The 20245-nt window shown below is 61.8% G+C and carries 23 protein-coding genes; 14 read left to right on the top strand and 9 right to left on the bottom strand.

Annotation, left to right across the window (positions count from 1 at the left end; genetic code table 11):
* Positions 1-113 precede the first annotated feature (113 nt).
* From rplT to infC, 3 genes are all read right to left on the bottom strand, one after another.
* The gene (gene rplT / locus ACSQ8R_RS21630; RefSeq protein ID WP_046627769.1) at positions 114-518 is read right to left on the bottom strand and encodes a 50S ribosomal protein L20; all 405 of its coding nucleotides are present in this window, start codon (positions 516-518) and stop codon (positions 114-116) included.
* Between the two features lie 39 nt (positions 519-557).
* Positions 558-761, bottom strand: coding sequence for a 50S ribosomal protein L35 (rpmI, locus tag ACSQ8R_RS21625; protein WP_007751830.1), 204 nt, complete (start codon positions 759-761; stop codon positions 558-560).
* Between the two features lie 195 nt (positions 762-956).
* Entirely contained in the window at positions 957-1493 is a 537-nt protein-coding gene (gene infC / locus ACSQ8R_RS21620; protein ID WP_046603008.1) for a translation initiation factor IF-3, read from the bottom strand.
* A 181-nt stretch (positions 1494-1674) separates the two neighbouring features.
* Here infC and ACSQ8R_RS21615 point away from each other — a divergent pair, with 181 nt between their 5' ends.
* From ACSQ8R_RS21615 to ACSQ8R_RS21605, 3 genes are all read left to right on the top strand, one after another.
* Positions 1675-2478 (top strand): alpha/beta hydrolase, encoded by an 804-nt coding sequence (locus ACSQ8R_RS21615; RefSeq protein WP_436255259.1) that lies wholly within the window; start codon positions 1675-1677, stop codon positions 2476-2478.
* 130 nt (positions 2479-2608) lie between these two features.
* Positions 2609-3223: a transglutaminase-like cysteine peptidase gene (locus tag ACSQ8R_RS21610; RefSeq protein WP_436255258.1), complete on the top strand. Its 615-nt coding sequence runs from the start codon at positions 2609-2611 to the stop codon at positions 3221-3223.
* A gap of 184 nt (positions 3224-3407) precedes the next feature.
* Positions 3408-4943: a sensor histidine kinase gene (locus ACSQ8R_RS21605; protein ID WP_436255257.1), complete on the top strand. Its 1536-nt coding sequence runs from the start codon at positions 3408-3410 to the stop codon at positions 4941-4943.
* A gap of 155 nt (positions 4944-5098) precedes the next feature.
* Here the strand turns inward: ACSQ8R_RS21605 and mbfA are convergent, their stop codons facing one another.
* Positions 5099-6082, bottom strand: a complete 984-nt coding sequence (gene mbfA, locus ACSQ8R_RS21600) for an iron exporter MbfA (RefSeq protein ID WP_436255256.1) — start codon at positions 6080-6082, stop codon at positions 5099-5101.
* Between the two features lie 238 nt (positions 6083-6320).
* Between mbfA and ACSQ8R_RS21595 the strand changes: the two genes are divergently transcribed.
* The 6 genes from ACSQ8R_RS21595 to ACSQ8R_RS21570 all read left to right on the top strand — a co-directional run bounded on the left by ACSQ8R_RS21595 (position 6321) and on the right by ACSQ8R_RS21570 (position 10213).
* Positions 6321-7427, top strand: a complete 1107-nt coding sequence (locus ACSQ8R_RS21595; RefSeq protein ID WP_436255255.1) for a TRAP transporter substrate-binding protein — start codon at positions 6321-6323, stop codon at positions 7425-7427.
* 144 nt (positions 7428-7571) lie between these two features.
* Entirely contained in the window at positions 7572-8678 is a 1107-nt protein-coding gene (locus ACSQ8R_RS21590) for a TRAP transporter substrate-binding protein (RefSeq protein ID WP_436255254.1), read from the top strand.
* 354 nt (positions 8679-9032) lie between these two features.
* Entirely contained in the window at positions 9033-9242 is a 210-nt protein-coding gene (locus ACSQ8R_RS21585) for a cold-shock protein (protein WP_007770461.1), read from the top strand.
* Positions 9243-9368: 126 nt separating this feature from the next.
* Positions 9369-9656 (top strand): cold-shock protein, encoded by a 288-nt coding sequence (locus ACSQ8R_RS21580; RefSeq protein ID WP_436255253.1) that lies wholly within the window; start codon positions 9369-9371, stop codon positions 9654-9656.
* A gap of 51 nt (positions 9657-9707) precedes the next feature.
* Entirely contained in the window at positions 9708-9950 is a 243-nt protein-coding gene (gene rpsU / locus ACSQ8R_RS21575; protein WP_038548258.1) for a 30S ribosomal protein S21, read from the top strand.
* Between the two features lie 41 nt (positions 9951-9991).
* On the top strand, positions 9992-10213 hold the full coding sequence (locus tag ACSQ8R_RS21570) for a hypothetical protein (protein WP_046603001.1): 222 nt from the start codon (positions 9992-9994) through the stop codon (positions 10211-10213).
* A 75-nt stretch (positions 10214-10288) separates the two neighbouring features.
* Here ACSQ8R_RS21570 and ACSQ8R_RS21565 read toward each other — a convergent pair whose 3' ends face one another.
* Together ACSQ8R_RS21565 and ACSQ8R_RS21560 are read right to left on the bottom strand one after the other, a co-directional pair.
* On the bottom strand, positions 10289-11503 hold the full coding sequence (locus tag ACSQ8R_RS21565; RefSeq protein ID WP_436255252.1) for an MFS transporter: 1215 nt from the start codon (positions 11501-11503) through the stop codon (positions 10289-10291).
* A 198-nt stretch (positions 11504-11701) separates the two neighbouring features.
* Complete coding sequence (locus ACSQ8R_RS21560; RefSeq protein WP_436255251.1) at positions 11702-11872, bottom strand: hypothetical protein; 171 nt, start codon at positions 11870-11872, stop codon at positions 11702-11704.
* 183 nt (positions 11873-12055) lie between these two features.
* On the opposite strand from ACSQ8R_RS21560, the gene ACSQ8R_RS21555 reads away from it, so the two are divergent.
* From ACSQ8R_RS21555 to ACSQ8R_RS21545, 3 genes are all read left to right on the top strand, one after another.
* Complete coding sequence (locus tag ACSQ8R_RS21555; protein WP_436255250.1) at positions 12056-12664, top strand: TetR/AcrR family transcriptional regulator; 609 nt, start codon at positions 12056-12058, stop codon at positions 12662-12664.
* Between the two features lie 54 nt (positions 12665-12718).
* A complete protein-coding gene (locus ACSQ8R_RS21550) occupies positions 12719-13912 on the top strand; it encodes an MFS transporter (RefSeq protein WP_436255541.1) in 1194 nt (397 codons plus the stop codon).
* Between the two features lie 111 nt (positions 13913-14023).
* A complete protein-coding gene (locus ACSQ8R_RS21545) occupies positions 14024-15106 on the top strand; it encodes an alpha/beta hydrolase family protein (protein ID WP_436255249.1) in 1083 nt (360 codons plus the stop codon).
* Between the two features lie 176 nt (positions 15107-15282).
* On the opposite strand, the gene ACSQ8R_RS21540 is transcribed toward ACSQ8R_RS21545, so the two are convergent.
* The 3 genes from ACSQ8R_RS21540 to ACSQ8R_RS21530 form a co-directional block, all read right to left on the bottom strand.
* Positions 15283-15672 carry a hypothetical protein gene (locus ACSQ8R_RS21540; protein WP_436255248.1) on the bottom strand — a complete coding sequence of 130 codons (390 nt, stop codon included), beginning with the start codon at positions 15670-15672 and terminating at the stop codon, positions 15283-15285.
* A 108-nt stretch (positions 15673-15780) separates the two neighbouring features.
* Complete coding sequence (locus ACSQ8R_RS21535) at positions 15781-16302, bottom strand: GNAT family N-acetyltransferase (protein ID WP_436255247.1); 522 nt, start codon at positions 16300-16302, stop codon at positions 15781-15783.
* A 26-nt stretch (positions 16303-16328) separates the two neighbouring features.
* Positions 16329-16904, bottom strand: a complete 576-nt coding sequence (locus tag ACSQ8R_RS21530; protein WP_436255246.1) for a helix-turn-helix domain-containing protein — start codon at positions 16902-16904, stop codon at positions 16329-16331.
* A gap of 175 nt (positions 16905-17079) precedes the next feature.
* On the opposite strand from ACSQ8R_RS21530, the gene ACSQ8R_RS21525 reads away from it, so the two are divergent.
* Both ACSQ8R_RS21525 and lepA read left to right on the top strand, forming a co-directional pair.
* Complete coding sequence (locus tag ACSQ8R_RS21525; RefSeq protein WP_436255245.1) at positions 17080-18333, top strand: MFS transporter; 1254 nt, start codon at positions 17080-17082, stop codon at positions 18331-18333.
* Positions 18334-18415: 82 nt separating this feature from the next.
* Complete coding sequence (lepA, locus tag ACSQ8R_RS21520) at positions 18416-20242, top strand: translation elongation factor 4 (RefSeq protein WP_436255244.1); 1827 nt, start codon at positions 18416-18418, stop codon at positions 20240-20242.
* Positions 20243-20245 lie beyond the last annotated feature (3 nt).

Below are 20245 nucleotides of genomic sequence, written 5' to 3'. Positions count from 1 at the left end.
GTGACGGCTGTTTGGGGAATGACGTGCGGGGATGCCAAAAGAAAAACCCGCGCCAGCCGTAACCAGCGCGGGTTTCCCAAAATCAGTAAAGCTAAAAGCTTGGGAAGCGCTGGTTAACGAACCGCGCTTTCAAACTCGTTGGTGGTGCCGGCGTCCTTGAGATACTCAAGAGCCTTCTTCGAGGCGGCAACCAGAGCACCGAATGCTTCCGGCTCATGGATTGCCATGTCGGAGAGAACCTTGCGGTCGACTTCGATACCGGCCTTGTTGAGACCGTCGATGAAGCGGCCGTAGGTGAGGCCGGATTCGCGGACGGCAGCGTTGATACGCTGGATCCACAGGGCGCGGAAATTGCGCTTCTTGACGCGACGGTCGCGCGTGGCGAACTGACGCGAACGATCGACGGCAGCCTTTGCGGCCCGGATCGTATTCTTGCGGCGGCCGTAGAAGCCCTTGGCTGCCTTCAAAGTTTTGGTGTGCTTGGCGCGGGAAGTGACGCCCCGTTTTACGCGTGCCATGTCATGATCTCCTTAACTGATCCAAAAGTGACGAGGGTCTCAGAGACCGTTCGGCAGGTAGTTCTTGATAACCTTCTTGCCATCGGGTTCGGCAAGGATCATCGTTCCGCGTGCATCGCGGATGAACTTGTTGGACCGCTTGATCATGCCGTGGCGCTTGCCAGCGGCAGCTGCAACGACTTTGCCGGTCGCGGTGATTTTGAACCGCTTCTTGGCAGCCGATTTCGTCTTCATCTTGGGCATTTTGCTACTCCAGTTTTGTATCGAAACCACAGACGATGCTGGTTTCAAGCATTTAGAACAGCCACGGCATGCCCTGCCGGACCGTTCGGAACGCGCGCTTATAACCGCAGTCGGTCAAAAGCGCAATGGCAAAGAAAAACGCGGCAAATGCCCGGCCGAAATGCCGGCAAATCCGCTCAAGGTAATGGCGGGCGCTTATTTCGGCGCCAACACCATCATCATCTGGCGGCCTTCAAGCTTCGGCTCGGCTTCCACCTTGGCGATTTCCGTGGTGTCGTCCTTCACCTGAAGCAGGAGCTTCATGCCGAGTTCCTGGTGGGCCATTTCACGACCGCGGAACTTCAGCGTCACCTTGACCTTGTCGCCCTCTTCGAAGAAACGGTTCATCGCCTTCATCTTCACGTCATAGTCATGCGTGTCGATGTTGGGACGCATCTTGATTTCTTTGATTTCGACGATCTTCTGCTTCTTGCGGGCTTCTGCCGCCTTTTTCTGGTTCGCATATTTCAGCTTGCCCAGGTCGAGGATCTTGCACACCGGCGGCTCGGTGTTCGGCGAGATCTCGACGAGATCGAGGCCGGCGTCCTCAGCCATCTTGAGAGCCTGCTCGGTCGGAACGATACCAAGGTTCAAGCCTTCGGCGTCGATAAGCTGGACCTTGGGAATGCGAATTTCCCGGTTGGAGCGAGGCCCGTCCTTTACAGGGGCATCGGTTTTGAATGGTCTGCGGATGGTCGTATTCTCCTAGATTGTTTCGGACCGCAGCGACACATAGAGAGCGTCCGGCTTGCGGCCGACGGCAATGTCGTGATCGCTACGGCGAAGTCAATAGCATAGCCGCGCGAAAAAATCACCTGCTGTCCGCATGTCGCGAATCTGTTTTATAAGCGCGGCAAAACCTCAGGATTCCATCATGAACGACGCTGCCAACCTCACCCGCAAAACGATCACCGTCGGCACCGGACCGCTTGCACGGGAGATCGCGATCATCCACCGGGCGGCGCGCAAGAAGACGTCCGGGCCTGCTTTCGTCTGGCTCGGCGGCTACCGGTCGGACATGGCGGGCACCAAGGCCGTCGAGCTCGATGCGCTTGCCGGCGAGCTGGGGCTTGCGGCGATCCGGTTCGACTATTCCGGCCACGGCATTTCCGGCGGCGCCTTCCGCGAGGGCACCATCTCGCGCTGGCTGGAGGAGGCAATCGCCGTCCTGGACGACATCAAGCCGAAACGCGTCATCCTGGTCGGCTCCTCGATGGGGGGATGGATCGCGCTGCGCCTCGCACAGGAATTGAAGAAGCGAAAGAAGGCGCCGAAGATCGACGGCATGGTGCTGATCGCGCCGGCGCCGGATTTCACGGCCGAACTCATCGAACCCAATCTCACCGAGGTCGAGCGGCAGTCGCTCGCCGAGCGCGGCTATTTCGAGGAACGCTCCGAATACAGTCCCGAACCCAATATCTACACGCGCGCCCTCATCGAGGACGGCCGCGGCAACCTGGTGATGGCGGGCATTATAGAAACCGGCTGCCCGGTCCACATCCTGCAGGGCATGAAGGACCCGGACGTGCCCTATGCCCACGCCCTGAAGCTCGTCGAATTCCTGCCGGCCGACGACGTCGTCCTGACGCTGATCCGGGACGGCGACCACCGGCTTTCCAGGCCCCAGGACATCGAAAAAATGCGAGCCGCGGTCTCGGCCCTAATATTGAATGATTAAATTTTGGGCTGAGACAAAAATGTTGCAGCCTTAACCATAATACGAGCGACGACCCGTTAACAAAAGTCACGGATTGACTCTTTCTCCCGTCCGCCCTTAACGTTTCATTAGGATTTGAAGGGACGGGTCCATGAAGATAGCCTTGCAGGCACGGCGAATAGCCGTGATCCTAGTCAGCGTACTTGTACCAGTGAGTGCTGCAGTTCCGGCTCCAAGGCCAATGGCCGCAATGGTCACCGGCGCCGTCACTTCCCAGCCGATCGGCCATTACGAATTCTGTCAAAGATATGCGGCGGAATGTTCGATCAAGAGCCGGTCTGCCCCTTCCCCCAAGATCAGCGCAAAAGGCTGGGCTGCCGTCCGTCACATCAACCGGGCCGTCAACGCTCGCTACATCGCCAAGACGGACAAGGAAGTCTACGGCCGCGAAGAGGTCTGGAGCTATCCGACCAATTTCGCCGATTGCGAGGACTTTGCGCTGGAGAAGCGCAAGGAACTGGCGGCGCAGGGTTTCGCCCTTTCCGATCTCCTGATGACCGTCGTCCGCAAGCCGGACGGCGAAGGCCATGCGGTCCTGACGTTGCGCACGTCCGATGGGGATTTCATCCTGGACAACCTCGATAACGAGGTGAAGCCCTGGTTTGCGACACCATATACCTTCCTGAAGCGTCAGGCCTCGTTCAACACGGGACGCTGGGTCACCATCGAAAACGGCCGCGACCTGCTGGTCGGCGCATTGAAATAACATGCACCCTTGAGTACAATCTGGCATTCGCCCGCATCATTCAGGTTGCGGGCGAATGTTTTTGGTATCGCCTTGTCGGAAGACATTTCCCCGATGCGCCCAACCTGCTAGGAGGGAATCTCTGAAACCGGAGCGGGTTGTGCGTGACGATGTGAAACCAGCCCTGCCACACGCGCCCCGTGCAATGCGGCCCGCCCTCCCGATCCTGCTGACCGGCCTCTTCGCTATTGCCCTGCTGGCGGTTGCCGGCCTTATTATCCTCGAAAACTACCGAACCGCCCTGAAGGAAGGCGAAGCTCGCGCGCTCTCATCCGCGCATGTGGTCGCGGCCCACCTGGAGTGGATGGTCGAAGCAAGCGACCAGGCCCTGCGGCGCATCGGGACCGAGGTGAGAGACAGGCCGATCGATGGCTCGCCGGGTCTTGCGGCCGACCTGTCGCGGGCTGTCGGCCAACTGCCGGCGGGTTTTCAATATTCGCTTCTCGATGACACCGGCATAGTCCGCTTTTCCAGCGCCGGCGGGAATGCGCTCACAAATCTATCCGACAATCACAGCCAGCGCGCATATTTCAGCAGGCTGAGGGATGGCCAGGAGCTGACGTTTACCCGGATGCTCGACAACCAGCGTGCCGGCAAGCCATCCTTCATCGTCGCACGGCGGATCGAGCGAGACGGGGTTTTCCGGGGCATCGCCTCCATTATCATCCCGAATGAGAGCCTTGACGGCTTCTGGGCCTCGATGGGGCTCGGGCCGAACTCGACGATCTTGATCATCAGGGATGACGGGTGGCTGATCGCCCGACGTCCGGCGACAACGCGCCCGATCGATCTCAGTACCACCGCGTGGTACCCGATGACGCGCCAAATGCCCTCCGGCTTCTACCATAGTCCGGTCTCGCCGATCGACGGCCATGCCCGCATCGTCGCCTTCTGGAAGGTCTCCGGATGGCCGCTCGTCGCCCTTGCGGCGATCGCAAGGCAGGAAATTCTCGACCAGTTCTGGCGCAATCTCTTTTCGGACACGCTGGTCATGCTGCCGTTGATGGCGCTGCTGGTCCTCGGCGCCTTCTGGATCAACCGCCTTCTCTATCGCACCGCAGCCCGCAACGAAGAACTGGAGCAGGCGGTGGAGCGCAACCGTTTCCTGCTGCGGGAAATTCATCACCGGGTGAAGAACAATCTCCAGGCGGTGCTGGCGCTCGTGCGGCTGCAGGCTTTGCCGGCCGATGCGCGCGACGACATGACGAGACGCATTGCGGCGATGATCGCCGTGCACGAGCAGATCTACCAGAACGACCAGTTCGAGCAGGTCGAGGTGGCGCCCTATGCCACCAAGCTGATCACCGACATCGCCTCGGGCTACGAGACGCCTGTCGTTCTCGACCTCAAGCTGCAGCCGCTGACCGTGGATCGCGAGCAGGCCTTGCCGCTCGGGATGATCATCAACGAGGTCGTTTCCAACTCCTTCAAATATGCCTTTGCCGGCCGTCAAGGCGGCAGGCTTTCGGTTGAACTCCGCCAAGACGGCGACAATCTCAGCCTGGTCATTCGCGACGACGGGCCAGGCATCGAGGCCTTCAATCGGACCGGCGGCATGGGCAGCAAGCTGATCGCCAATTTCGTCAAGCAACTCGGCGGGCATTTCACCACCCGCAACGACGGCGGCGCGGTGTTTTCGCTCGAAGTGCCGCGGGCGAGGGCGCCGCAAGCGGCGGAGTGAGGTTTTGAGCCTTTCATCAGCAGCCTTCTGCCTGCTCGTTTAGGCTCAGGGAATTTGCCGCACCGTATCCCGGCCGGTCCTTCGCCTTGGGCTCAGGGCGTTCGGTGCTGCAATCGATTCACTGGATCGATGCCCGGGCTTTGCCCGACCGCGCCTCACCCATTCCCGATCAGAATGCCTGCGGCCAGCACCAGCGAACCACCGAACACCACCTGGACGACTGCCCTGAGGAACGGGGTTTCCATGTAGCGGTTCTGGATGAAGGCAATCGCCCAGAGCTCGAAGAAAACGATGATCGCGGCGACGATGGTCGCGGTCCAGAAATGCGGGATGAGATAAGGCAGCGTGTGGCCGAGGCCGCCGAGCGCCGTCATGATGCCGGAGGCAAACCCGCGCTTGATCGGCGAGCCGCGGCCGGAAATCTTGCCGTCGTCGTGTGCCGCTTCGGTAAAGCCCATGGAAATGCCCGCGCCGACCGAAGCCGACAGGCCGATCAGGAAGGTCGACCAGGTGTCACCGGTCGCAAAGGCCGCCGCAAAGATCGGCGCCAATGTCGATACCGAGCCGTCCATCAGGCCTGCGAGGCCCGGCTGCACATAGGTGAGGATGAATTGGCGGCGGGCGGTCTCGTCTTCCTCGGTCTTCACGTCGTCGGTCACGTGCTTGTCGCCGAGCATGCGGGCAATATCCTCATGCCCCTGCTCGGCAATCGCCAGGTCGCCGAGCAGCTGCCGCGTCGATGCGTCGGAGACCTGCTTTGCCGCCTCGGTATAAAACCGGAAGGCCTGCTGCTCCATGGCTTCCGCCTGTTCCCGGATGGTGTCGAGCGGCAGGTTGCGGGTCAGCCAGTCCGGCTTGCGTTCGTAGAAGCCCCTTACATGCTCGCGGCGGATCAGCGGGATGCGCTCTCCGAAGCGCGAGCGGTACATCTCGATCAGCATGTTCTTGTGAGTCTGCTCGACCTCCGCCATGTCTTCGAACACTTTGGCGGATGACGGAAACTGATCTTTGAGATTATCCGCATAGGCAAGATAGATCCGCGCATCCTCCTCTTCCGAAGCGATGGCGAGCGCCAGAATTTCCTTCTCGTCGAGCGAGGCGAATGAGCGCTTGGAACTGGAGAGAAGGTGGGCGAGCATGGAAACCTCTTATTAGAATAATTCTAAACTAAGGCCTGGCCCGAAAACTTCAAGGGATTTCTACATTCCATTCGGGCGAAAGGCGAGGACAAAGCTCGGCGCAATATCCGCAAAGCTTTGCTGCGGCGCAGCGTAATCTTTTGGATTTTTTGCTTGCTGTTCCTGAAATGAAAGGATTATGAGCGGCCCGCGCCGGCAAAAATCCGGGCACCTTGCAAAGTTTAGAAGGCATAATCCCATGAACCGCAGAAACTTCTTCCGGCAGGCAGCGACCGCCGGCGTGGGCGCCGCTGCAGCGACCGCGCTGGCTGCGCCCGCCATCGCCCAGGAATCCCCGAAGATCACCTGGCGGATGACCTCGTCGTTCACGAAGAGCACCGATATCCTCTTCACTGCCTCCACCGAGATCGCCGAGAGCGTGAAGGAAGCCTCCGACGGCAATTTCACGATCCAGACCTTTGCCGGCGGCGAGATCGTGCCGGCGCTGCAGGCTGCCGACGCCGTTGCCAACGGCACCGTCGAGATGGCCCATACCTGCGCCTACTATTATATCGGCAAGGACCCGACATTTGCGCTTGGCACCGCCGTGCCGTTCGGCCTCAATGCGCGCCAGACCAATTCCTGGTTCGCGGTCGGCGGCGGCAACGAGCTGATCAACGAATTCCTTGCCGGTTATAATCTCTATGCGCTGCCGGCCGGCAATACCGGCGCCCAGATGGGCGGCTGGTTCCGGAAGGAAATCAATACGATCGAGGACCTCAAGGGCCTGAAGATGCGCATTGCCGGCCTGGCTGGCCAGGTCATGCAGAAGGTCGGCGTCACCCCGCAGCAGATCGCCGGCGGCGACGTCTATGCGGCGCTTGAAAAGGGCACGATCGACGCCACCGAATTCGTCGGTCCCTACGACGACCGGAAGCTCGGTTTCGTGAAGGTCGCCAAGTACTACTATTACCCGGCATGGTGGGAAGGCGGCCCGGCCGTCCACGCCTTCTTCAACCTGGAAAAGTTCAAGGCCCTGCCGAAGGCCTACCAGCGCATGCTGAAGGATGCCTGCGCCAGCGCCAACCAGAACATGCTTGCCCGCTACGACGCGAGCAATGCCCTGGCGCTGAAGCAGCTCGTTTCCGAGGGCGCGATCCTGAAGCCATTCAGCCAGGAGATCCTCGACGCCAGCTACAAGGCGGCACAGGAAGTCTACGCCGAAATCAACGCCAAAAACCCCGCCTTCAAGAAGATCTACGACAGCCAGCAGGCGTTCAAGAAGGACGGCTACCTGTGGAACCAGATCGCCGAATACACCTATGACACCTACATGATGGTGCAGCAGCGCAAGGGCACGCTGTAACCCATCGCTGCCAGATCAGGTTCGAAAAGCCCGGAGCGATCCTCCGGGCTTTTTTCGTCTTGAATTTGCTTGCCGTCCCCGAAACGATCGGATTAAGAGCGACATACCGCGAGGCCCGCGCTTCGGGAGCCAAGGAGCAATCTCATGAACCGCAGACGTTTCTTCAAGCAGGCGGCCACGGCCGGGGTCGGCGTCGCAGCCGCGACCGCGCTGGCTGCGCCTGCCATCGCCCAGGAAAGCCCCAGGATCAACTGGCGGCTGACCTCTTCCTTCCCCAAAAGCCTCGACATCATCTTCAACGCCGCCAACCAGATCGCCGACAGCGTCAGGAACGCGACGGACGGCAAGTTTACCATCCAGACATTCGGGGCCGGCGAAATCGTGCCGCCGCTGCAGGCGGCAGACGCGGTTGCTAACGGCACCGTCGAAATGGCCCATACCTGTTCCTACTATTACATCGGCCAGGACCCGGCGTTCGCGCTCGGCACCGCCATTCCCTTCGGCCTCAACGCCCGCATGACCAATGCCTGGTTCACGGCAGGCGGCGGCAACGACCTGATCAACGAGTTTCTGGCCCCGCGTAACCTCTATGCCCTGCCCGCCGGCAATAGCGGCACCCAGATGGGCGGCTGGTTCCGGAAGGAAATCAACACGATCGAGGACCTCAAGGGCCTGAAGATGCGCATTGCCGGCCTGGCTGGCCAGGTCATGCAGAAGGTCGGCGTCACCCCGCAGCAGATCGCCGGCGGCGACGTCTATGCGGCGCTTGAAAGGGGCACGATCGACGCCACCGAATTCGTCGGTCCCTACGACGACCAGAAGCTCGGTTTCGTGAAGGTCGCCAAGTACTACTATTACCCGGCATGGTGGGAAGGCGGCCCGGCAATGCATGCCTTCTTCAATCTCGAGAAGTTCAAGGGCCTGCCGAAGAGCTACCAGCAGATCCTCACCGACGCCTGCGCCGCGGCCAATATGAGCATGCTCGCCAACTACGATGCGCATAACGCCACCGCGCTGAAGAAGCTCGTCGCCGAAGGCGCGATCCTGAAACCGTTCAGCCGCGAGATCATGGATGTCTGCTTCAAGGCGGCAATGGAGACCTATGCCGAACTTTCGGCCAAGAGCCCGGCCTTCAAGAAGATCTACGACAGCCAGCAGGCGTTCAAGAAGGACGCCTATCTCTGGGCCCAGGTCGCCGAATATTCCTACGACACCTACATGATGACGCAGCAGCGCGCCGGCACGCTCTGACCACCCGTCACGACGACATGCAAAGCCCCGGGGGATGACCTCGGGGTTTTGTCTCTTTGCAATCGCTTGCCGCCCATTCTGGCCCCCGGGCGACACCAAGGCGGTTGCGCTTTTTAATATTTCGACGTAAAATCATGCCGTTGAATGAGCAGTTCCGCGCCGTCTTTGAGCGCCCGGAAAATTAAATCTCCGCGGCAGCATTGATTATCAACGGATAAAGCTTATATTGACGCTATCGAAAATTGCTTGCGACCTTTGTTCACGGGCCTGGTGCTCAGTCAGATTTCCTCTCAAATATCGATCAAAGCGGACGGAATACTGTCCGCAATCTCTAACAATTGGAAGGAAATCGTTATGAATACTGGCACCGTGAAGTGGTTCAATAGCACCAAGGGTTTCGGCTTCATTCAGCCTGATGACGGCGCGACGGACGTTTTCGTTCACGTTTCGGCTGTTGAACGTGCCGGCATGTCTTCCCTGACGGAAGGTCAGAAGATCTCCTACGAGATCGTTCGCGACCGCAAGTCCGGCAAGAGCTCGGCCGACAACCTCCGGGCCGCATAAGGATGTCATTCGCCTCGGCTGACCACGGATGTACTGGCAGCGACGGCTTGAATGGCGGGAAGAGGTCGGGGTAACGCCCGGCCTTTTTGTTTTGCCCCGGCTTTCGGCCGGTCCAAGGAGAACACGATGAGCGCAAATGTCTATGCCATAGGCGATAACATCGTCCTCAAGGCAGGCCTTACCCGGACCGCCACTGGCGACCGGACATGCCGCGTCGTGGGCCTTTTGCCGGCAGCCGACCGCGGTGAAAACCAGTACCGGGTACGTTTCGGCAGCGAGAATTTCGAGCGCCGGATCGTCGAAAGCGATATCGACAGTTCCGAGACCGCATCGTCCGCCAACAAGGACGAGGCTTCCGCCGCCGCCCCGAGCGGGCCATGGCTGAAGCCGTCGAGCATTCGCATTGGCAAGTGATTCAACACTTTGATCGAACGCGGGATCTGCCCGCAATGGAAAGGATTTAGTTTGCAGGTTCTAGTCAGAGACAACAACGTCGAACAGGCACTCCGGGTGCTGAAGAAGAAGATGCAGCGCGAAGGCGTCTTCCGCGAGATGAAGGCGCGCAGCGCCTACGAGAAGCCCTCCGAAAAGCGGGTGCGCGAAAAGGCCGAAGCCGTGCGGCGTTACCGCAAGCTGGCCCGCAAGAAGATGCAGCGCGAAGGCCTCCTGCCGGCGCCCAAGAAAGTGGTCCGTCCGGCCCGCGGGTAACCTGCCGACCGCACGGACATCCCATCAGGAAGGAGGATATTATGGCCGCCACCAAGGACGAATTCTTCAATCCCACCAAGCTTTCCGCGCGTGACAAAGCCGCTGCGACAGATCACACCGCGCGCTCGATCATTAGTGCGGAAGCGACCCAGCGGGAAAAGAAAACCGAGAAATTGAGGCAGCTTCGTCTCGAACGCGAAGCCGCGGAGCCTGCTCCGGCCCCGGCTCGAGCCAAGGGCCGCAAGGCCCCAGCCGATCACTGAATGTCAAAAAGCCCGGAACAATCCGGGCTTTTTGCTGTGTGGCCTACGGTCAGTGGCTCGCTGCGCGAGGACTGCTCAAGCCGCCTGGAGCTGCACCGGCTGGCGCGGCAGCGGCGGGAAGGCGAGAGCGATCGCCACCGCCCCGAGGCCGACCAGCGCTGAGCCGAAGAACAACCAGTCATAATTGGCGAAATGGTCGAAGGCCCAGCCGCCGGCAAGAGGTCCGAAGGCCATGCCGAGACTCGACAGCATCGCCGCCGCACCGAACACGGTGCCCATGATCTTCGGCCCGAAATACTCCCGCGCCAGCACCGCATAGAGCGGCATCACGCCGCCATAGGTGCCGCCGAAGATCACCGCCAGGGTGTAGAACTGGCCGAGGTCGGTGACCATCGTGTAGGCTGCGATGACGATTGCCTGGATCATCAGCCCGCCGATCAGCACCGGCTTGACGCCCAATCGGTCGGCCAGCACGCCGAACAGAATTCGGCCGCCGAGGCCGGCCGCGCCCTCGACGCTGTAGATGCTGACGGCCGCCATCGGCGCCACGCCGCAGAACATCGCATAGCTCACCATGTGGAAGATCGGGCCGGAATGGGCGGCGCAGCAGGCAGCGAAAGTGAGCCCGAGTACCAGGAACTGCGGCGAACGGAACACCCGCGACAGCGGCATGCCGGCACCTTCGGCCTGCGGTTCGAAGGCTGTGCCGTCCGCAGCCGTCGCGACCGGCGGATTGCGGACCAGAAACGCCGTCGGCAGGAGCAGTATCCAGGCGCCGATGCCGATGAAGAGCATCGCCAGGCGCCAGTCGTCATAGGCGGTGATCAGCCAGCGGGCGAAGGGCGAGATGGTCATCGGCGCCATGCCCATGCCGGCCGAGACCAACGAGACCGCCAGGCTGCGATGCTCGTCGAACCAGGACATGGTGACGGCGATCATCGGGGCGAAGAAGGCGCTGGCGGAAAGCCCGATCAGGCAGCCATAGATCATCTGGAAGGCGATGAGGCTTTGCGTCTGGCTGGCGAGCACCAGCGCCAGGCCGAGAAGGGCGGCCCCGATCAGCACGACGACACGTGCGCCAAACCGGTCGCTCAGTGTACCCCACATGAAGCCGCCGAGGCCCATGACGATGAAATTGAGCGTCATGGCGCTCGAAATGCCGGCACGCGACCAGCCGGTCGCCTTGGCGATCGGCTCCAGAAAGATGGCGAGCGAGAACATCGTGCCGACGGCGACACAGCCCATCAGGGCCCCGGCCGCGACGATCACCCAGCGATAATTGCTACCCATGTCCATTCCCTATGTCAAAGGTTCCGAAATCCGGACGGATTGCGCAACATCGCAATGCATCCTTGAACCTAGGACGTCCGGGTTCTCCCCTCCCCGACAGACCAAACCGATTTTTTCCGCAACCGGATTTTTCGGATCCTACAACAAAAAGCCCCGCACGCGGCGGGGCTTTTCAAATCCGTTGATGGTGGTGACGTGTTAGTTACTGCCGGTGTTCGGACGGTTCTTGCCGACATTGGTGTTGGTCGATGCCGTCTTGCCGTCCGGATTCTGGCCGTAATACGTGCCGCCGAGGTGGCCGCCGGAACTGGTGTTCTCGACCTGGCGTTCGGCTCGCTTTACGGCCTGTTGTACGTCACTCTTGCTCATGTCTGCCTCCAGCTTTGGGGTTGGTGACGGGGATGTAACCGTCCGGCGTGCCAAGTGTTCCCCGCTAATTTCGCCGAACGGGCGCAACCGCCGACGGCGACATGCCACGAACAGGCTTTGCCCTTGACGAAGCGCAAGCATGCCTCTATTTGGGAGCGATCGTTTCCTAATTAAGCCGATATCATGGGCAGCAACACCACGACACGCCCGCCGGGTCGTCCCCGCGAATTCGAGATCGAAGAAGCGCTCGACAAGGCGATCGTCGTCTTTTCCGAGCGGGGCTATCACGCGGCCTCGATTTCGGAGCTGAAGGAGGCGATGGGGCTTGCCGCCGGCAGTCTCTACAAGGCGTTCAAGGACAAGAAGGCGATCTTTCTCGCGAGTTTCGACCGCTACAAGCAGGTTCGCAACGCACTTCTCGACCAGGAACTGGCCGAGGGCGCAAGCGGTCGCGACAAGGTTTCCCGCGTGCTGCGCTTCTATGCCGAGGCCTCGCACGGGGAGAACGGCCGACGCGGCTGCCTCGTCGTTGGAACGGCGATCGAGCTTGCGGTCTACGATGCCGAGGCCGCCGAGCGGGTCGATCGGTCCATGGCGCGCAGCGAAGCCCTGTTCGATAGCCTGATCCGCCGGGGCCAGGCGGATGGCTCCATTCCGCAGGCGATCGATCCCGCCACCACCGCCCGCCTCCTGCTCTCCGTCACCCAGGGCCTCAGGGTACTGGGAAAAACCGGCCCTAACCGGGACCGCGCCTTTTCCGTGGTCGATACGGCCATGAAACTTCTCGACTGATTCAATCCGATCCTTCCTCCCAAGGAGCTTCCCATGACCACCAATACCGCAACGATGGCCACGCCGGCGGCCGCCTCAGGCCTGTCTGCCGCCATGACCTTCGTGATGGCCGCCGCCTGCGGGCTGATCGCCGCCAATCTCTATTATGCCCAGCCGCTCGCCGGCCCGATCGCTGCTTCGATCGGTCTTCCGGCCAGTGCCACGGGCCTCATCGTGACGCTGACCCAGATCGGCTACGGCCTCGGCCTGCTGCTGGTCGTGCCGCTTGGTGACCTTCTCGAAAACCGCCGGCTGATCCTCACCATGATCGGCGTCGTCACCGTGGCGCTGCTCGGCGCCAGCCTGTCGAGCGCATCTATTCCGTTCCTCGCCGCATCGCTGGCGATCGGCGTCGGCTCCACCGCGGTGCAGATGATCGTGCCGTTCGCCGCCAGCCTGACCGACGACGCCAATCGCGGCCGGGTGGTCGGCAATGTCATGAGCGGGCTGATGATCGGCATCATGATGGCCCGGCCGGTCTCGAGCTTCATTGCCGAGTTTTCCTCCTGGCACATCGTCTTCTTCCTGTCGGCAGCGGTCATGATCGTGCTCGGCTTCGTGCTTGCCGCCCGTCTGCCGAAGCGGATGCCGCAGACGAAGCTCTCGTATTTCGCCCTGCTTGCGTCGATGGGGCGCCTTTACGCAACCCAGCCGGTTCTGCGCCGCCGGGCCTTCTACCAGGCCTGCCAGTTCGCGACCTTCAGCCTGTTCTGGACGGTGACGCCGCTGGTTCTCGCCGGCCCCGCCTTTAATCTCAGCCAGGCCGGCATCGCGCTGTTTGCGCTGGCCGGCGTCGCGGGCGCCATCGCCTCGCCGATCGCCGGACGCCTTGCCGACCGGGATCTCGGGAAGCCCGCGACGATATTCGGCATCGCTGCCGTCGCCGTCGCATTCCTGATCACCCATATCGCACCGGAGGGCTCGACGGTTGCGCTGGCGCTGCTGACGATTGCCGCCATCCTCCTCGATTTCGGGGTAACGATGACGCTCGTGATCGGCCAGCGGTCGATCTACAATCTCGGCGCGGACTTGAGGAGCAGGCTGAACGGCCTCTATATGGCGACCTTCTTCTGTGGCGGCGCGATCGGCTCCGCAGTCGGCGCCTGGGCGTTTGCCGAAGGCGGCTGGCTGCTTGCCTCGTCGCTCGGCCTTGCCCTGCCGGTCATCGCCTTCCTGTATTTCCTGACGGAAAAGCGCGCCAGGGTTTGAGGCGATGGGACAAGATCACGTTCGAGGATGACCTCGAACGTGATCGAGGACGCCGAAAGGCCGCCATAACGCCAAGAAGGAGCTGTCGTTTTTAAACAGGACGAGGCTCCCATGCGATTGAAACTTCCCATTCTTGTTCTTCTTCCCTTCATCGGCCCGTTGCTGGCCGATACCGCCCTTGCCAGCGATGTCCAGCCCGTCGGCATGCAGAAGATCAGCGTCGTCTCACCCACCCGCGACCGCGCGCTGGCGGTGACTGTCTGGTATCCGTCGAAAGGCGACGGCCAGACGGGTTCCATCGGCGAAAACCCGATATTCGAAAGCTCCACCGCCTCCCGAAACGCCACCATCGAAGCCGGCCATTTTCCGCTTGTACTCGTCTCCCATGGTTCGGGCTCGCGAGCAGACGGCATGGGCTGGATCGCCATCGAACTGGCGAAAGCCGGCTTCATCGTTGCCGGCCCCAACCATCCCGGTACGACGAGCGGCGATTCCACGCCGGAGGCCACGCCGAAAATCTGGGAGCGGACGCAGGATATCTCGGAGGTCGTCACCGCGCTTTCAGCCGATCCGCGCTTCAAGACTTCGGTGGACAAGGCACGCATCGGCGTGCTCGGCTTCTCGCTTGGCGGCAGCACGGCGATCGAGCTTGCCGGCGGCCGTGCCGATCTCAGTGCCTACAAGCACTATTGCGAGACCAATTCCGATATGATGGATTGCCGCTGGTTCCGCGGCGGGCGCGGTTTTGCCGGCGGCGAAGAGGTAGCGGTTGAGCCGCTGAACCTTGGCAGCGTCGATCGCAGCCGCTTCGAGCAGTCGAACCGAGATACCCGCATTTCAGGCGCGGTGCTGGTTGATCCGGGTCTGGTCGAGGCTTTCAAACCCGATAGTATCAGGGCTATCGATATCCCGCTCGCCTTCATCAATCTCGGCAGCGCGGATCAGATCCCAGCCGCCGTGCTTTCGGACGCGCTCGCCAAACAGGCTCCAAACGCAACCTATGCGCAGGTCGGTAAGGCCGACCATTTCAGCTTCCTGCCCGTCTGCAAGCCTGGCGCCGTCGAATTCCTGAAGAGGGTCGGCGAACCGGACCCGATCTGCGACGACAGCGGCCGGCCCCGCGCCGATATCCATCGCGAACTGACCGGACTGATCATCACCGCTTTCAACAGGATGTTGAAAACCGGCGATTGAGCGGCAGACTATTTCGCCGGCTTCGGAATGCCGGAAAGGGCCGTGCCATCCTTGGCGCGGCTCGTGACATGCACAGACACGTCATCCCGGTGTGGAAGCGACAGGAAGGCTCTTGAGCCTTGTGCGGACCGGCCGGTCAGGCGGCCGGTCCCAGTTCGGGTTCGATCGACTCCCGCTTATTCGACCAGGTTGATTTCCTCGGTCTCGCCGCCTTCGCAGACATAGCAGCAATCTTCGCAGCTCTCCTTGTTGCCCGGACCGGTGCCCCAATAGGTCTGCTTTTCGCCGGAGACCCAGGCACCGTAGCAGATGTTCTCGCCCTGCTGGCAGGAGAGGTGGATCTGCTTGGTTTCACCGTCATCCAGGTAATAGACCTGATTGCCGCCCGGCCAGACGTGCTTGCGGTCCTGGCTGTAAAGCTCGACCTCGACCGCGTTCGGATGCTCGTTGCGCATCATGAAGCTCACGTCGGCGGATAGCGCCTGCCCGGCTGTGGAGCAGACGGTGGCAGTCAAAACCGCCAGAGCCGCGCGGCGTATCGCCGGCAGCGAATTAAAAATCAACATGAAGCCCCCTGTGATAGCGCCTGACCAATCAGCGCCCGTTCATATGCGCTGATTTGCAAGAATAAATCGAGATGGAGGAGACCGTCCGGTGGGATTTTTCTTCCGGCCTCAAGCAACCCGCTTGTAAAACAGCGTGGTGGCGCAGAAACCGCCTTGCGGCCACATGGCGTAGTCCGGGATGACGCCGACGCGTTCCCAGCCGAAGCGCGGATAGATCTTTTCCGCATCGCTGCCGGTCGCGGTATCGAGCACCAGAAGCGTGCGGCCGCGTCGTGCGGCTTCCGCTTCCACGGCGTCCATCAGCTTGCGCGACAGGCCGAGCCCGCGGGCAGAGCGATGCACGAGGAGCTTCATCAGGTCGCCGCGATGCGGCTGGTTCGGCTTGGAGGCAAGGCCCACCTGTACCGTGCCGACGACCTTGCCCTCGACTTCGGCCACCGCGAGGATGATGCCGCCTTTTTCGACCGCGTCGGCAATCTCCTGCCAATAACCGATCGCATCCTCCGGCCCGAAGGGCAGCATGAAACCGAGCGAGGCGCCACCGTTGACGCAGTCGGACAGGGTCTCGGAGAGATCGGCTGTTGCGGCGCGGGTTTCGTCGGCATCGAGGATGCGGATGGTGACGGTCATCTCAATAATCTCCTGATGAAAAATGCTCAGCGGCCGCGGTCGAGGACGACGGCGTAACGGGCCGGCCTGTCGGACGGATTGTGGAAATCGAAGGCATCGCCGATATCCATGTAGAGGCAGTCGCCGGGATGGAGCGTGTGGACGGTGTCACCGATGACCATCTCCAGCACACCCTCGAAGAGCCAGACATGCTGGGTCATCACCCGGCTTTCCTGACGCGGCGGAAAGCTGACCCGTGCCCCGGCCGGAAAATCCACCTCGACGATATCGACCCGGCTCGGCGTGCCCGGCGGCGAGACCGAGCGGCGCAGATAGCCCGTATGCGGATCGCGCCAGAGCTTCTGTTCCGCCCTGCGGCTGAGCGGCGAGTTCTGCGGCTCGTCGTCGGCGAAGAAGGCCGAAAGGGAAAGCCCGAGCGCTTCCGACAGCCTCGCCAGCAGCGCCGCGGTCGGGCTCGCCTCCGCCCGCTCGATCCGCGAAATCATCGCGCGGCTGACGCCGGAGCGGCTCGCCAGCTCGTCCAGCGTCAATCCGGCCCGGGCGCGCAGTCTCTTCAGCCGCTCGCTGATGGCATTCTCGATGTCATGATCCGTCAGTTCCATGATTTGAGAATTGCATTCTCTTATAATGGAATCAAGTGGCACGATGATGGAACCGCTGAATTTTACAAGCGATGGCGTTTCCGCGATAGCTCCCGTCACACTCAATCGGTTATGGAACAGCATCGGGCTTTCATTCGGCCGCCACCGCCGATGCCCACGCTTACGGGGAGACGAGATGAACGGCCAGACATTCGAGACGACGTCGCCCCTGTCGATCGCCAGCATCGTCATCTCGATGACGATTGCCGCCATCGGCAGCGGCATCATGTCCGCCTATGTGCCTTTCGTCCTCACTCAAACGGGCGACACCTGGGCCGCCAGCGCCGCCGTTCCGACGCTTGCGTTCGGCGGCCTGATCGGCTGCATCGTCGGCGGCCCGCTGATCCGCCGCGTCGGCCATGCCCGCCTGTTCTCCTGTTCGATGGCCATGGTGATCATCGCCGCGGTGCTGATCGCCACCAACCCGCCGCCGATCTGGTGGGTGCTGGCGCGCGGCGTCTATGGCGCGGCCTCCAACGTCAATTTCATCATCGCCCAGAGCTGGCTCAACCACGCCGCCTCGAACGAATGGCGCGGCCGGGCGATGTCGTTCTTCTACATGGCCTTCGTGCTCGGCCTCGGCGCCGGTGCCTGGCTGTTCGGCCGCATCCCGACGGACGGCAATCTCGCGCCGCTCGCCGTCGTCTTCGTCACGGCGCTCGCCATCCTGCCGATCGGGCTCACCCGCCTGCCGAACCCGCCGGCGCCGGCCAATGTGAATGTCGATATCAAGATGGCTTGGCGCATCTCGCCGGTCGGGCTGATCGGCGTCCTCGCATCGGGCGGCCTTTCGATGGTGATACAAGGTTTCGTGCCGATCTACGCGACCACCAGTCACGTGGCGCAGACGGATGTCGCGCTCTTGATGCTGGTGATGCAGACCGGCCTCTTGTTCGTGCAATATCCGCTCGGCATGCTGTCGGACCGCATCGACCGCCGTTTCGTGCTCCTGATCACCTGCGCGCTGATCGTCGCGGCGGGCACCGCAGCGCTGTTCGTGTCCTTCTCGATGATGATCATCCTGATGCTCGTCTTCCTCGTCTTCGGCGGCGCGGTCGAGACCGTCTATTCGGTCGCCAACGCACATGCCAACGACCGAGCCGATCCCGGCGATTTCGTGCCGCTCTCCTCGACGCTCCTGGTCGCGTGGTCGACCGCGGCGACGATCGTGCCGCTCGGGGTGACGCTGCTTACCCCGGTTTTCGGCCAGCACACCTTCATCTACGCCGTGATCCTGGTGGCGATCGCCTATGCGGCCTACGTGATCTGGCGTCTCAAGGAACGCGAAGGCGTACCTGCCGATGAACGGGAGAATTTCGGACTGCGCAGCGCCCAGCTCCCGAATGCGTCGGTCATGACCGATCCGGAGACCGAAAAGCCCAGTAAATAGCCCGCTACCCCGGGCTTTATCCTCAACGAAAGGTTATCTTTCCGCTTTGCGGCAGGGATTCGCGCTGCTATATGCGCGAGCCATGAGCACCAATTCCACCCGCACTCCGCTTGACCATATCCGCAACTTCTCGATCGTGGCCCATATCGACCACGGCAAGTCGACGCTCGCCGACCGGCTGATCCAGACGACCGGCGGCCTTGCCGAGCGCGACATGTCGGAACAGGTGCTGGACTCGATGGATATCGAGCGCGAGCGCGGCATCACCATCAAGGCCCAGACCGTGCGCCTGCATTACAAGGCGAATAACGGCGAAACCTATATCCTCAACCTCATCGATACGCCCGGGCACGTCGATTTCGCCTACGAAGTCTCGCGCTCGCTGTCGGCCTGCGAAGGTTCGCTCCTCGTCGTCGATGCCTCCCAGGGCGTCGAGGCGCAGACGCTCGCCAACGTCTACCAGGCGATCGACAACAACCACGAGATCGTCACCGTCCTCAACAAGATCGACCTTCCCGCCGCCGAACCCGAGCGGATCAAGGAACAGATCGAGGAAGTGATCGGCATCGACGCTTCGCAGGCCGTGCTGATCTCGGCGAAGACCGGGCTCGGCATTCCCGACGTGCTGGAGGCGATCGTCCACCAGCTGCCGCCGCCGAAGAGCGAGCTCGGCGAAAAAGGCCCGCTGAAGGCGCTGCTGGTCGATAGCTGGTACGACACCTATCTCGGCGTCATGGTTCTGGTGCGCATCATTGATGGCGTGCTCGCCAAGGGCCAGACCATCCGCATGATGGGAACCGACGCCAAGTACCAGGTCGAGCGCGTCGGCGTGCTGACCCCGAAGATGCTGGCCGTCGATAGCCTCGGCCCCGGCGAGATCGGTTTCTTCACCGGCTCGATCAAGGAAGTGGCCGATACCCGCGTCGGCGATACGATCACCGAGGACAAGCGCCCGACCGCCAAGGCCCTGCCGGGCTTCAAGCCGGCCCAGCCGGTGGTGTTCTGCGGCCTCTTCCCGGTCGATGCGGCCGATTTCGAGGACCTGCGCGCCGCGATGGGCAAGCTGCGCCTCAACGACGCCTCGTTCTCCTTCGAAATGGAAAGCTCGGCGGCGCTCGGCTTCGGCTTCCGCTGCGGCTTCCTCGGCCTCCTGCATCTGGAAATCATCCAGGAACGCCTGGAGCGCGAGTTCGACCTCGACCTGATCGCCACCGCGCCTTCGGTCGTCTATCAGCTGACGATGAGCGACGGGTCCGAGCGCGAACTGCACAACCCGGCCGACATGCCGGATGTCGTGCGCATCGCCGAAATCCGCGAGCCTTGGATCAAGGCGACGATCCTGACGCCGGACGATTATCTCGGCGGCATCCTCAAACTCTGCCAGGACCGCCGCGGCATCCAGACCGAACTCACCTATGTCGGCAAGCGCGCCATGCTCACCTACGAGCTGCCGCTCAACGAAGTGGTGTTCGATTTCTACGACCGCCTGAAGTCGATCTCCAAGGGCTACGCCTCGTTCGACTACCATCTGCACGGCTATCGCGAGGGCAACCTCGTGAAAATGTCGATCATGGTCAATGGCGAGCCGGTCGATGCGCTCTCCATGCTGGTCCACCGCTCGGCGGCCGAAAAGCGCGGCCGCGACATGTGCGAAAAGCTCAAGGACCTGATCCCGCGGCACATGTTCAAGATCCCGATCCAGGCCGCGATCGGCGGCAACGTCATCGCCCGCGAGACGATCTCGGCGATGCGCAAGGACGTGACCGCCAAGTGCTACGGCGGCGACGCCACCCGCAAGCGCAAGCTGCTCGACAAGCAGAAGGAAGGCAAGAAGCGCATGCGCCAGTTCGGTAAGGTGGACATCCCGCAGGAAGCGTTCATTGCCGCGCTGAAGATGAAGGACGATTGAGGA

The organism is Neorhizobium sp. LjRoot104 (assembly GCF_964253725.1).
In the GTDB taxonomy this organism is placed as follows: domain Bacteria; phylum Pseudomonadota; class Alphaproteobacteria; order Rhizobiales; family Rhizobiaceae; genus Neorhizobium.
The sequence above is the reverse complement of the archived record's forward strand: the minus strand, read 5'-3'. Positions and strand labels throughout refer to the sequence as shown.